10 protein-coding genes are annotated in these 13384 nt (G+C 69.7%); 3 read left to right on the top strand and 7 right to left on the bottom strand.

Translation table 11 applies throughout. From position 1 onward, the window contains the following. Nucleotides 1–61 precede the first annotated feature (61 nt). On the top strand, nucleotides 62–2641 hold the full coding sequence (gene pepN, locus MB1_RS05795; RefSeq protein ID WP_066905015.1) for an aminopeptidase N: 2580 nt from the start codon (nucleotides 62–64) through the stop codon (nucleotides 2639–2641). Nucleotides 2642–2713: 72 nt separating this feature from the next. On the opposite strand, the gene MB1_RS05800 is transcribed toward pepN, so the two are convergent. From MB1_RS05800 to MB1_RS05810, 3 genes are read right to left on the bottom strand one after another with little or no spacing between them, the layout of a single operon-like run. Then, nucleotides 2714–3184 carry a DUF5130 family protein gene (locus tag MB1_RS05800; RefSeq protein WP_066904700.1) on the bottom strand — a complete coding sequence of 157 codons (471 nt, stop codon included), beginning with the start codon at nucleotides 3182–3184 and terminating at the stop codon, nucleotides 2714–2716. Then, nucleotides 3171–3419 carry an aa3-type cytochrome oxidase subunit CtaJ gene (gene ctaJ / locus MB1_RS05805; protein ID WP_066904702.1) on the bottom strand — a complete coding sequence of 83 codons (249 nt, stop codon included), beginning with the start codon at nucleotides 3417–3419 and terminating at the stop codon, nucleotides 3171–3173. Before ctaJ ends, MB1_RS05800 begins: the two co-directional genes overlap by 14 nt. A 25-nt stretch (nucleotides 3420–3444) precedes the next feature. Then, a complete protein-coding gene (locus MB1_RS05810) occupies nucleotides 3445–4143 on the bottom strand; it encodes an HNH endonuclease (RefSeq protein WP_084350974.1) in 699 nt (232 codons plus the stop codon). Between the two features lie 276 nt (nucleotides 4144–4419). On the opposite strand from MB1_RS05810, the gene MB1_RS05815 reads away from it, so the two are divergent. Next, a complete protein-coding gene (locus tag MB1_RS05815; protein ID WP_066904705.1) occupies nucleotides 4420–4815 on the top strand; it encodes a globin in 396 nt (131 codons plus the stop codon). Nucleotides 4816–4864: 49 nt separating this feature from the next. Here MB1_RS05815 and MB1_RS05820 read toward each other — a convergent pair whose 3' ends face one another. Beyond that, complete coding sequence (locus MB1_RS05820; protein WP_066904707.1) at nucleotides 4865–5308, bottom strand: cupin domain-containing protein; 444 nt, start codon at nucleotides 5306–5308, stop codon at nucleotides 4865–4867. A gap of 153 nt (nucleotides 5309–5461) precedes the next feature. Here MB1_RS05820 and MB1_RS05825 point away from each other — a divergent pair, with 153 nt between their 5' ends. Further along, a complete protein-coding gene (locus MB1_RS05825) occupies nucleotides 5462–7189 on the top strand; it encodes a glycoside hydrolase family 13 protein (RefSeq protein WP_084350976.1) in 1728 nt (575 codons plus the stop codon). Nucleotides 7190–7267: 78 nt separating this feature from the next. On the opposite strand, the gene MB1_RS05830 is transcribed toward MB1_RS05825, so the two are convergent. The 3 genes from MB1_RS05830 to MB1_RS05840 all read right to left on the bottom strand — a co-directional run bounded on the left by MB1_RS05830 (nucleotide 7268) and on the right by MB1_RS05840 (nucleotide 13296). Continuing rightward, nucleotides 7268–7906 carry a DUF8010 domain-containing protein gene (locus MB1_RS05830; protein WP_157083922.1) on the bottom strand — a complete coding sequence of 213 codons (639 nt, stop codon included), beginning with the start codon at nucleotides 7904–7906 and terminating at the stop codon, nucleotides 7268–7270. Next, nucleotides 7903–8343, bottom strand: coding sequence for an acyl-CoA thioesterase (locus MB1_RS05835; RefSeq protein WP_066905017.1), 441 nt, complete (start codon nucleotides 8341–8343; stop codon nucleotides 7903–7905). The genes MB1_RS05830 and MB1_RS05835 overlap by 4 nt, the downstream gene beginning before the upstream one ends. Before the next feature lie 72 nt (nucleotides 8344–8415). Next, entirely contained in the window at nucleotides 8416–13296 is a 4881-nt protein-coding gene (locus MB1_RS05840; RefSeq protein ID WP_066904711.1) for an NAD-glutamate dehydrogenase, read from the bottom strand. Nucleotides 13297–13384 lie beyond the last annotated feature (88 nt).

Raw genomic sequence — 13384 nt, forward strand, 5'->3', positions numbered from 1 at the left:
ATCATGCCCGGCCTACCACGACCGGACACCATCACGATGACACCCACGAAAGGCTGTGGAAGTGGTAGCTCCCAATCTGACCCGCGAACAGGCGCAGGGCCGCGCGGACGTGCTGAACGTGCAGTCCTACGTCATCGATCTGGACCTCACCAACGGCGAAGGCGCGCCGGGCACGAAGACCTTCCGGTCGACCACGACCGTCGAGTTCGATGCTGTTCCCGGCTCGTCGACGTTCATCGATCTGATCGCCGCCTCGATCACCGAGGCCACGCTCAACGGCTCCCCGCTCGACACCTCCGGGTACACCGAGGAGACCGGGCTCGCGCTGACCGACCTGGCCGAGCACAACACCCTGGTCATCGACGCCGACTGCCTCTACACCAATACCGGTGAAGGGCTGCACCGCTTCGTCGATCCGACCGACAACGAGGTCTACCTCTACTCGCAGTTCGAGACCGCGGACGCCAAGCGCATGTTCGCCTGCTTCGACCAGCCGGATCTCAAGGCGACCTACGACATCACCGTCACCGCCCCGGAGCACTGGAAGGTGATCTCCAACGGCGCCGGCACCGTCGAGAGCCCCGGCTTCCACCGCTTCGCGCAGACCCCGCGGATGAGCACCTACCTGGTCGCGCTGATCGCCGGCCCGTACGCGCAGTGGACCGACGAGTACTCCGACGAGCACGGCACGATCCCGCTCGGCATCTTCTGCCGCTCCTCGCTCGCCGAGTTCATGGACGCCGACCGACTGTTCACCGAGACCAAGCAGGGCTTCGGCTTCTACCACGACAACTTCGGGGTGCCGTACGCGTTCGGCAAGTACGACCAGTTGTTCGTCCCGGAGTTCAACGCCGGCGCGATGGAGAACGCCGGCGCGGTCACCTTCCTGGAGGACTACGTCTTCCGCAGCAAGGTCACCCGCTACGCCTACGAGCGGCGCGCCGAGACGGTGCTGCACGAGATGGCGCATATGTGGTTCGGCGACCTGGTCACCATGAAGTGGTGGGACGACCTGTGGCTCAACGAGTCGTTCGCGACCTTCGCGTCGGTGCTGAGCCAGTCGCAGGCCACCGAGTACACCAACGCCTGGACGACGTTCGCCAACGTCGAGAAGTCCTGGGCCTACCGCCAGGACCAGCTGCCCTCGACCCACCCGGTCGCCGCGGATATCCCCGACCTGGCCGCGGTCGAGGTCAACTTCGACGGCATCACCTACGCCAAGGGCGCCAGCGTCCTCAAGCAACTGGTGGCCTACGTCGGCCTCGAACCCTTCCTGACCGGTCTGCGCGCCTACTTCGCCGACCATGCCTACGGCAACGCGACCTTCGCCGACCTGCTCTCGGCGCTCGAGGCCGCGTCCGGTCGCGACCTCTCGGACTGGGGCAACCAGTGGCTGCGCACCACCGGCCTCAACACCCTCGCCCCGCAATTCGACGTCGACGACAACGGCGCGTTCACCTCGTTCGCCATCGTGCAGGGTCCCGCGGCCCCCGGCGCCGGTGAGCGGCGGGTGCACCGGGTGGCGGTCGGCGTCTACGACGACGATCCGGCCACCGGCAAGCTGGTGCGGGTGCACCGCGTCGAGGTCGACGTGCAGGCGGCGGAACTGACCGAGGTACCGGCGCTGGTCGGCGTCGATCGCGGCAAGTTCGTGCTGGTCAACGACGACGACCTGACCTACTGCTCGCTGGTGCTCGACCCGGAGTCGCTCGCGACAGTGCTCGACCGCGTCGGTGACATCGCCGAGCCGCTGCCGCGCACCCTGGTGTGGTCGGCGAGCTGGGAGATGACCCGGCAGGCGCAGATGCGCGCCCGCGACTTCGTCGCCCTGGTGGCGCAGGGCATCGCCGCCGAGACCGAGGTCGGCGTGGTGCAGCGACTGTTGCTGCAGGCGCAGACCGCGCTCGGCGCGTACGCCGATCCGAAGTGGGCGGAGCAAGAGGGCGCCCCGGCGTTCGCCGATCGGCTGCTCGAGCTGGCCCGCGCCGCGGAAGCGGGCTCCGACCACCAGCTGGCGTTCGTCAACTCGCTGAGCTCGAGCGTGCTCGAGGAGCGCCACCTGGACGTGCTGCGAACCCTGCTCGACGAGGGGGCCGACGCCGCGGCCCTGCCCGGCCTGACCGTCGACACCGACCTGCGCTGGCGGCTGGTGACCGCGCTGGCCCGCTCCGGTGCGATCGACTCCGAGGACCCGGACGCCACCCCGGTCATCGACGCCGAGGCGCAGCGCGATCCGACCGCGGCGGGTGCCCGCAATGCCGCCGCGGCCCGGGTATCCCGGCCGATCGCCGCGGTCAAGGAGAAGGCCTGGGATCAGGTCCTCAACGACGACGCGATCTCCAACATCACCGTGCGCTCGATCGTCACCGGCTTCGCGGCGCCCGGACAGGACGAGGTGCTCGAGCCGTTTGTGGCCCGGTACTTCGCGGAGATCCCCGGGGTGTGGGCGCGCCGGTCGAGCGAGGTCGCGCAGACCGTGGTGATCGGGCTGTACCCGAGCTGGTCGGTCAGCGAGGAGTCGGTGGCCGCCGCCGACGCCTTCCTGTCGGCCGAGCATCCGCCCGCCCTGCGCCGGCTGATCTCGGAGGGGCGCGCCGGCATCGTGCGGTCCCTGGCCGCCCGCGCGGCCGACGCCGTCTGACACCGGACAACGAAACGCCCCGCCCGGGATCCGGGCGGGGCGTTTCGTATGTGGGCTGAAAGCTGTGGGGTCCTACGGCGACTGGATCGCGGCCGACATCACGCGGATCGCGCTGACGATGCCGTCGACCAGGTTGCCCGCGCGGAACTCGGAGACCGCGGCGGTCACGCCGAGCTTGCAGACCTCCTCGGTCGCGCGATCGGAGACCGCGGAGCCGGCGACGACGTCGACGGTGTGCGCATTCGGCGACACCGCGATCAGGACCGACTCGTCGGCGGACGGGGCCGCCGCGAAAATGTCCTTCAGGCCGCGGGCGCCCTCGGTACCGATATCGCCGACATAGGCGGTGAAGCGAATATTGGTCGACCGGATGGCCGCGCTGAGGGTCTCGTCGAGCCGGATCAGCTCGTCGCGACCGAACGGGGGCAGGTCGGTGTTGGCGTCACCGGTCAGGTGCACCCGCGAGACGCGACCACTGGACGTGAGCGCCGCGCCGTACGGCAGGTCGGCCGGCGCCGTGTGGACTACTTCACCATGTGCCATGCGCGGAAGCTCCTATCGAGGGGGTCGAGTGACGGCCGTGGCTGCCGTGATCCCCGTGCAGGACATCATCGGTGGCCGTCCACAGGATCGGATCGCCGGTCCATTCCTGGCCCAGGCGGTACTCGGCCACCTGCTTGTTGCCGACCCGCGGGATGTTCGCCCCGACAAGCGCGATGACGGCGTAGGCCACAACCGGAATACCGACGAAGATCGCGATGGTCTCCAGAATGCTCACGACCGCACCCTATAACGACGCCGGACTACGCCGCGCCCTCACCCAGATATTGCAACCAGGTCGGGTCCAATTCCTTGGTCGACGCCAACAGTCGCCAGTGCGGCCCGGTCGGCGGCACCAGAGTCGTCCGCAGGGTCCACCCCAATTCGGACAGCATCTTGTCCGCCTTGCGGTGGTTGCAGGGCGCGCAGCAGGCCACGCAGTTCTCCCAGGAATGGGTGCCGCCGCGGCTGCGGGGGATCACGTGATCGATCGTCTCGGCGCGGCCGCCGCAATAGGCGCACCGGAAGCCGTCGCGGTGCATCAGCGCCGCTCGGGTCATCGGGATGCGGGCCCGATAGGGCACGCGTACATAGGTGCGCAGGCGGATGACCGACGGAACCTCCACGGCCAGATCGACCGAACGGACGCGGGCCAGATCGTCACCCTCGTGAACCACGTCGGCCTTGTCGCAGACCAGCAGCACCACCGCGCGGCGGACGGTCAACGCGGTCAACGGCTCGTACGTGGCGTTCAACAACAACACCCGGCGGCGTGACCACACCGGTGTCGTGGGCGTGGACTCCCGGGGGCGCCGCTCGGCGTCATCGGCACCCCGTGAACGGTGCTCGGTGGCGTCGGTACAGCTGTCGGGAACCACATGAAGCGGGGAAGGTGCCCCCGAAGCCCGTGCTCGGGCGTCGGTGGGCGGAAGTTGTCGGTGCTTGGCTCGTCCCTTGCTCATGGCAGTCTCCCGTCCGCCGCAGACCGACGCCAGGTGGACCCCGTCCGGTGATGGACTCGGACGGCAAACCCGACATGGCGCCGGTGCTTCCTCGAGAAAGTGCACCACGAAATGGCCACTTCCGCACGCGATAAATGCTGTACGACTGAGTACCGACCGATGAACAGCCGGTGCACCTCGGCCATTACCGCAGCTCGCGGGAGGGTCCGATCGGGGTGAATCGGGCCGATTCGCCCAAGCCGGACGGGTTCGATTCACAGCGGTAGAGTCGGTGGGGTGAGCGCACCGGAGATCAGTTACTACGACGCCGTCGGTGGCGCCGAGACGTTCCGGCTGCTGGTCGGGCGGTTCTACGAAGAGGTCGCCAAGGACGAGGTCATCCGTCCGCTCTACCCCGAGGAGGACCTGGGGCCGGCGGAGCGACGGATGCGGATGTTCTTCGAGCAGTACTGGGGCGGTCCGCGCACCTACTCGGACGAACGCGGCCACCCGCGCCTGCGGATGCGGCATTCACCGTTCCGCATCGGCCCGCTCGAGCGCGACGCCTGGCTGCGCTGCATGCACACCGCGATCGCCTCGATCGGCCCGGACCGCATGGACGACGCGCACCGCAAGCTGCTGGTCGACTACGTCGAGATGGCCGCGCAGTCGATGGTCAACTCCACCTTCTGAGCGCTTTCGAGGCCCGGCCCACCTGCCGGGGCCGCGGCGGGCGGACGGCTCAGCCGAGTCCGCCGCCGGTCTCCTCGCGGCGCAGCTTCCCGCTCAGCTTGGTGTAGGCGCGCAGGGCGAAGGCGATCGGCTTGGGGACGTGGGTGCGCAGCACCGCATGCTTGCGCACGTACTCCGGCACCTCCCAGACCGCCCAGGTGCCCGCATGGAAGAGGGCGGCATCGCCGACGCCGAGGGTGACCGGTTCCTGCCCGTCGACGGCCACCGTCACCGACCCGTCGATGACGTGCACGGTCTCGTCCACCGGGAAGTACCACCGGAAACGGCCCGCGGTGCAATCCCAGACGTGGCTGGAGGTGGTCGCGTCGAGACTTCGGGTCCACATCGCCGAGCGCGCCTTGGGATCACCGGAAAGGATCCACGAGGGCTCGATCGGATCGTCGCCGAGTTCGATCCGATCCGCGATCACCGTTGCGAGGCCTGTTGCCGCCATATTTGTATCCCTTTGCCCCGTTTGTCCGTTCGCCGGATACTACAACACGCCGCAGTCCCCCACCTGCGGGGCGAACGTCGGCGTCGAAACGGCTCGACGTCGGCTTGCGAGTCCGCACCACCGGGGTCGCCGATATTTGGCACCATTTCGGATATGAGCGATCTCCCCGCGCCCGAAGCCCCCGCTCCCGATCCCCGCCCGACGCCGACCGAGCCGGTCGCCGATCCCGGCGCCGCCGCCGAACTCGACGTTGCCGAACTCGACGTCACCGCGCCGGACGTCGCCGTCGCCCCCGCACCGGTGGAGGCTGCGGTGGCGGCGCTGCCCTGGTGGGACTCGGCGGTCTTCTACCAGATCTATCCGCGCTCGTTCGCGGACTCGAACGGCGATGGTGTCGGCGATCTCGGCGGCGTTCGCGAACATCTCGACTACCTGCGTGACCTGGGAATCGACGCGCTGTGGATCTCGCCGGTGACCCGCTCCCCCATGGCCGATCACGGCTACGACGTCTCCGACCCGCGCGATATCGACCCGCTCTTCGGCGACCTGGCCGCGATGGACGCCCTGCTGGCCGCGGCCCACGAACGCGGCATCAAGGTGACGATGGACCTGGTGCCCAACCACACCAGCGAGGAGCACCCGTGGTTTCGCGCGGCGCTCACCGCCCGGCCCGGCAGCGCCGAGCGGGCGCGCTATGTCTTCCGCGACGGCCGCGGACCGGGCGGTGACGAGCCGCCCAACAACTGGCCGAGCATCTTCGGCGGGCCCGCCTGGTCGCGGGTGGTCGAACCGGACGGCACCAAGGGGCAGTGGTACCTGCACCTCTTCGCGCCGGAGCAGCCGGACCTGAACTTCGACAACCCCGAGGTGGTCGACGACCTGGAGAAGACGCTGCGGTTCTGGTTGGACCGGGGCATCGACGGCTTCCGCATCGACGTCGCCCACGGCCTGGCCAAGCCGGACGGGCTGCCGGACCTGGAGATCCCGGCGACCCAGCTGATGGTCGGCAGCGTCGAGGACAGCCGCTTCGACAACCCGGGGGTGCACGAGATCCACCGCCGCATCCGACGGGTCACCGACGAGTACCGAGCGGTCACCGTCGGCGAGATCTGGGTGGACGACAACGAGCGTTTCGGCAAGTATCTGCGCTCCGACGAGCTGACCCTGGGCTTCAACTTCCGGCTCGCCCGCGCCCAGTTCACCGCCGACGACATCCGCGACGCGATCACCAATTCGTTGGCCGCCGTCGACGCGGTCGACGCCGTCGCGACGTGGACGCTGTCGAATCACGACATCTCCCGCGAGGTCACCCGCTACGGCGGAGGCCGGATCGGCACCGCCCGCGCCCGCGCGATGGCGCTGGTGGTGCTGGCCCTCCCGGGTGTGCCGTTCCTCTACAACGGCAGCGAGTTGGGCCTCGCCGACGTCGACCTGCCCGACGCGGCGCTGCAGGACCCGATGTTCTTCCGCTCCGGCGGCCTGATGCGCGGGCGCGACGGCTGCCGGGTGCCGCTGCCGTGGGATGGGGTCGCTCCCCCCTACGGCTTCACCACCGGTTCGAGCACCTGGCTGCCGATGCCGGACGACTGGGCGAAGCTGACCGTCGCCGCCGAACTCGACGATCCGACGTCGATGCTCGAGCTGTACCGGGCGGCGATCGCGCTGCGCCGCAGCCGTCCGGAGTTCGCCGCGGGCAGCGCCTTCGCGTTGCTGCCGGCGGCGGACGGCTGTGTCGTCTTCCAGCGCGGCCAGGGTCTGGTCTGTGTGGTCAACACGACCGACGAGCCGATGCAGTTGCCGCCGGGCGAGGTGCTGCTGTCGAGCGCCCCGATGGACGGCGATCGCCTCGCCGGCGACGCAGCCGCCTGGGTCGCTCTCTGACGCCGCCCCGGTGAGCGCTCCGCCGGTCCCACCGCGGGACCGGCGGAGTTCGGGTGGTTTCCAGGTGCCGGCGGAGTCTCAGGTGCCGATGATCAGCGGTGTGGCCGACGCCCGCCGACGGTAGACCGACCCGTAGCGGGCGTCGACCCGCAGCCACGCCGGATGCGCGCGCACCCGCACGAATTCGCCGCTGCGATGTTCGGGGACGAAGCGCATCGCCGTCAGGGCCAGCATCACCCGCGCCGGGATGCCGATGCTCTCGCGACCGTGGTCGTCGACGGTCATCAGATGCTGATCCAGCAACGACTGCGGCGGCCCGGTCTTGTACTCGCGCGACAGGTCACCGGCGCTGCGTGCGAGTTCGAGGACCAGTTCGGCCGGGACGTCGTCGACATGCCGGAAACCGTCGACCGGCGGCAGGGCGCCGCGCCACGACGAGTCCATCGGGAAGCCGAGGTCGATCTGCGCGCCGGGCAGCGCCGCGTCGGCGGCCGCCGCCACCTGGTCGACGGCGGCGACCGCGTCCGCATCGCTCAATTCGGCCGGCAGCGCCCGGCAGGCGAGCACGTCGAAGCCGGTCTGTACCCAGGCGACCACCTGCTCCGGGGTGCGTCGGTGCATCCGGACGACCGCCGCCTCGTCCAGGCGTTGGGCGAGGCCGAGGAAGGCGACCAGGTCGGCGCGCGACGCCGGGTCGAGCAGGCGCAGCGAACTCACGAGCGCTTCCACTGCCCCAGGTAGGCCCGTTCGTCGGGGGTGATGCGCCGCAGCCGCTGGGCGTCGATGTCGAAGGTCGCCAGCTGGGTCGATGCGGTCACCGCCGCCGGCCGGTCGAGGCCGACCCCGCGGGGTCGGACCTCGTAGCCGATCGTGAAGTCGACCGCGCGCAACCGCTCGACGAACAGCAGCACGTCGAGCGGCCCCTCGTCGTGCCGAATCTGCTCGCGGTAGCGCACGGTCGCCTCGACGACGACCAGACCCGTCCGCATCCCGGCGGTCGGCGCCCCGGCGACGAAGAGGAACGGGATCCGCGACTCCTCGATCAGCGTCACCATCCGGGCGTGGTTGATGTGCTGATAGGCGTCCATATCCGACCAGCGAACCTGCACCGGGGAGTGGAATCCGATCACTGTCGGATCCGCCCCCGTCGGCATTCCCTTGAACGGTTCGAACGGGTCGAACGGTTCGATCGTGCCGAGCTCGGTGTCGGGTTCCGGCCGGGTCATTCAGGCTCCTTCCGCGCTGCTCCCCGAGCCGCGCACCACACGTCGAATATTTCGCATCGCCACCGACAGCATCGCGAGGTCCGGCAGGTCCTCGCCGATCTTCCAGGCCGCGCGGGCCCGGTCGAGTTTGACCGAGTTGGTGGTCAGCCACTCGTCGATCATCTGCTGCGGGGTATCCCCCGGCTCGCGTCCCTCCAGGACGTTGAGCGTCAGCGTCCGCCACGCCCCGTAGAGGTCGTCGCGCAACGCCAACCGAGCGAGCGTCTGCCACCGGTCGCCGCGCGGCAGGTCGGTGATCCTGGTGAGCATACGGTCGAAGTCGAACATGCGGTTGAGTGCGAAGTACACGTTCGCGGCCTCCGCATCGGAGACCCCGGCGATGTCGGCGACGTCGATCACATCCAGCAGGGTGAACATGTCGAGCTTGGTCGCGACGGTGCGGGCGAGAGCGTCCGGCGCGCCGAGCGCGATCGCCTGCGAGGCCCGCCGATCGATGTCGTCGACGATCGGCCCGGACAGGTCCCGCACCACGTGCGATTCGAGCCGCCGGACCCGATCGCGGTATCGGTTGATCTCCGCGCCCACCGCCAACGGCTGGGGCCGACCCCCGGCGAGGAACCAGCGCGCCGCCCGGTCGAGCAGGCGATGCGATTCGAGGATCAACCGGTCGGCCGCGGCCGCCGGCATCGCCGTGCCGCGAATCGCCGCCCACAGCTCGTCGAGGCCGAAGACCGAGGTGGTCACGACGTAGGCGCGCACCGCGTCGGTGCCGCTCGCGCCGGCGTCCTCGCGCAGCCGGAACGGGAAGGTCATCCCGCCGTTGTCGATCGTCTCGTTGGTCAGCCGGTTCGCGACGATCTGGCGACGCAGCGTGTGCTGCCGGATCTGATCGGCGAAGCGCTCGCGCAGCGGCGCCGGGAAGTAGGCCAGCGCCCGATCGGCGAAGACGTCGTTGTCCGGCAGATCGGATTCGAGCAGTTCGTGGTTAAGGGCGAGCTTGATGTGCGCGCCGAGGGTAGACAGCTCGGGCGAGGTCAGCGGCGGCCCGGCGACCACCCGCTCGGCGATCTGCGCGTCGTCCGGCAGCACCTCGAGTTCGCGGTCGAGACCGGCACGCTCGACCAGGTCGTCCAGGACGCGACCGAAGACGCCGGTCAGCGCGGCGGACTCGGCGCGGGTGGCGCCGAGTTGCTCGTTCTGGGCGAAGTTGTGCGCGAGAACCAGCTCACCGACCTCGTCGGTCATCGACGCGAGCAGGTCGTTGCGCTCACCGGCGGGCAGCGATCCGTCGGTGACGGCGCCGTTGAGCAGGATCTTGATGTTGACCTCGTGGTCGGAGCTGTCGACACCGGCGGAGTTGTCGATCGCGTCGGTGTTGATGTGGCCGCCGTTGCCCTTCGGGCCGCCGATCTTCGCGAACTCGATGCGCCCGCGCCGGGTGACGCCGAGGTTGCCGCCCTCACCGATCACCCGGGCGCGCACCTCGCGCCCGTCGATGCGCACCGCGTCGTTCGACTTGTCGCCGACGTCGGCGTGCGTCTCGTCCGCGGCCTTGATGTAGGTGCCGATGCCGCCGTTCCACAGCAGATCGACCGGCGCGCGCAGGATGTACTTGATCAACTCCGGCGGGGCGAGGCGGTCGACGCCGGGCTCGATACCGAGCGCCTCGCGGATCTGCGGGCTGATCGGCACCGACTTGGCCGACCGCTCCCAGACCCCGCCGCCGGCGGAGATCAACGAGCGGTCGTAGTCGGCCCACGACGAGCGCGGCAGGCGGAACATCCGCCGACGCTCGATGAATCCGGCGGTCGCGTCGGGGTTCGGGTCGATGAAGATATGCCGATGGTCGAAGGCGGCGACCAGCCGGATATGCGGCGAGAGCAGCATGCCGTTACCGAAGACGTCGCCGCTCATGTCGCCGATACCCGCGACGGTGAAGTCCTCGCTGCGGGTGTCGTGGCCCAACTCCCGGAAATGCCGCTCGACGCTCTTCCACGCGCCGCGGGCGGTGATGCCCATCGCCTTGTGGTCGTAGCCGTGCGAACCGCCGGAGGCGAACGCGTCGCCGAGCCAGAATCCGTACTCGTCGGCGACCGAGTTCGCGAGGTCGGAGAAGGTCGCGGTGCCCTTGTCCGCGGCGACGACGAGGTAGCTGTCGTCCGCGTCGCGGCGCACGACCCCCGGCGGCGGCAGGATCGTGCCGTCGACGTCGATGTTGTCGGTGACGTCGAGCAGGCCGCGGATGAACCAGCGGTAGCTGCGCCGGGCCTCCTCGAGCTGGGCGGCGCGATCGGCGGCCGCGTCGCCGGTGGCGATCGGCGGCTGCTTGACCACGAAGCCGCCCTTCGCGCCGACCGGCACGATCACCGCGTTCTTGACCTCCTGGGCCTTGGCGAGGCCGAGCACCTCGGTGCGGAAGTCCTCGAGGCGATCCGACCAGCGCAGACCGCCGCGGGCGACCGCGCCGAACCGCAGGTGCACCCCTTCGACCCGCGGGCCGTAGACGAAGATTTCGAAGCGCGGCTTGGGGCGCGGCAGCTCGTTGATCCGGTGCGGGTCGAACTTGAACGAGATGACCTCGCGCTCACCGTCGATGTCGGTGCGGTAGACATTGGTGCGCAGGGTCGCATCGATCAGCCCGAACAGCGCGCGCAGGATGCGGTCGACGTCCAGGCTGACCACCGCGTCGATACGTTCGCGCAACCGGGTGCGCAGTTCCCCGGCCCGCCGCGTCGACTGCTCGCGCGGATCGAAGAGGGCGACGAAGAGGTCGACCAGCATGCGGGCGATATCGGGCTGCGCGAGCAGCACGCCCTCGATGTTGTATTGGCTGTACGCGAAACCCGCCTGGCGCAGGTACTTGGCGTAGGCGCGCAGAACGGCGGCCTGCCGCCAGTCGAGCCCGGCGCGCAGGACCAACTCGTTGAACCGGTCGACCTCGGCGCGACCGGACCACAGCGCGGTGAACGCCTCGCCGAAGCGGCGCCGCAGACTCTCTCCCGCCGGCAGTCCGATATCGGTATCGAGATCGGGGTCGATCGCGGTCGCGAGCAGGTCGCGCCCGACGTGTACGCCGAAGTCGTAGATGCGGTACGTAGGATGCTTGTCGCTCGCCGGTACGTGGTACGGCCGCTCGTCGAGGACCTCGACCCCGAGGCTGCTCAGGACCGGGAGCACCCGGCTGAGGGAGACCTCCTCGTCGCGCACGTAGAGCGTCAGTCGCCAGGCGCCGGTGGCGGCGTCATCCGGGCGATGGACCTGAAGGTCGATATCGCCGGGCTCCAGGGCGCGCAGCCGCGCCGCATCGGCGAGGGCGCGCACGGGGGTGAAGTCGGCCTTGTAGGCGGTCGGGAAAGCGTGCGCGACCGCCTCGGTGGCCTGTGGGTGGGCGCCGGTGTCGTGGGCGAGGGCGTGCAGCCCGTCGTCCCAGGTGCGGGTGGCACGGGTGACCGCCTCGCGGATGCGCTGCGCGTCCTCCGGCGAGAGCGCGGCCTTGGTCTTCGGCGGGGCGTAGCGCACCACGAAGTGGACCAGCGCGCGGTTCTGGTCGGAGACCCGGATGGTGAAGTAGGACTGGTCGCCGCCGAGTTCGTCGCGCAGCACCCGTTCGATATCGCGGACCACCTCGGTGGAGAACCGCTCGCGCGGCAGGTAGACCACCGCCGAGACGAAGCGACCGTAGATGTCGGACCGCAGGAAGGTCGGCACGCTGCCGGCGTGCACCCCGGTCACGACGGACACCGCGTCGGTGAGCATCTTCGGGCTCATCGCCATCAGTTCCGAACGCGGAAGCGCCTGAATGGATTCCAGCAGAACCTGGCCGGAGTAGGCGGAGGTCTCGTGGCCGGACTCGGCGATGACCCGGCGAACCCGATCACCGAGCAGCGGAATGTCGAGCACGAACTCGTGCCGCGCCCCGGTGCCCAGGACACCGACGAAGCGGTGCTCGCCGGTGGTGGCGCCGGCGTCGTCGAAGGTGCGCACCACGATGACATCCGGGTACTGCGAGCGCTGCACGCTGACGCGGGTGGCGGACTTGCTGACCAGCAGGGTGCGCTCGGGCAACGGCACCGGACTGTTCGGGACGTCGAAGGCCCGATCCTCGCCGATTCCGGCACCGAGGACGCCGAGCCCGGAGTCGGCCACCGGGACCATCGTCGCGGCGCCGTCCGCGGCGGGCTCGTAGGTGTACCGCCGGTAGCCGAGGATGCGGTAGCGGTCCTCGGAGAGCCAGCGCAGGAAGTCCGCGACGTCCTGGTGGACGCCGCGCGCGGATACCTCGTTGGAGACCGCCCGCAAGGTCTCGGCCATCGGGACCCGGTCGCGCACCTCGGCCTCGACCTCGCCGATGGCGACGAGCGCCGCGTCGCGAATCGGTTCGACGCGTTCGGCATCGATCGGCTCGGTCGGCAACAGCAGCAGCCAGGACTCCGCCTGATCGACGACATTCCTCGTCGCCGGACCGTCGGAGATCTCCTCCGCCGGCGATTCCCCCGGTACCGCGACCGATCGCAGCACCCCGTGTCCATCACGTTCGACCCGAACCACCGGGTGAACCACCTCCTCGACGTTGACCCCCACCCGCCGCAAGGCGGCCAGTACCGACTCGACCAGTGCCGGGGCATCGGCAGTCACGATCCGAATCGATCCGACCGCATCGTCGTCCCCCGGAGTGACCGCAACCAACGATTCGCCGGCCTTGCGCACGCGCGCCATCGCGCAATGCGAGGCGGCTGCCTCGTCCAGGCTGATCCCGGTGATGTCCCCGTGCCCCAGCGATTCCTCGGCTCGGGCGAATGCCCGCCGCACGAGTTTCTCCACGTCTGCGTCCGGGACCAGAACTCCGGTCGACCGGGACGCCGTGTCGCGCACTGACGCCATTGTCAATCCTCCACGCGCTCGGTGTTGTTCGAACCACGAGCGTAGTCGGAATCGAGGGCGGTTTTCCGACTACACGACCAAGCCCCGC

Origin of the sequence: Millisia brevis NBRC 105863 (assembly GCF_001552615.1) — a bacterium.
Classification (GTDB): domain Bacteria; phylum Actinomycetota; class Actinomycetes; order Mycobacteriales; family Mycobacteriaceae; genus Millisia; species Millisia brevis.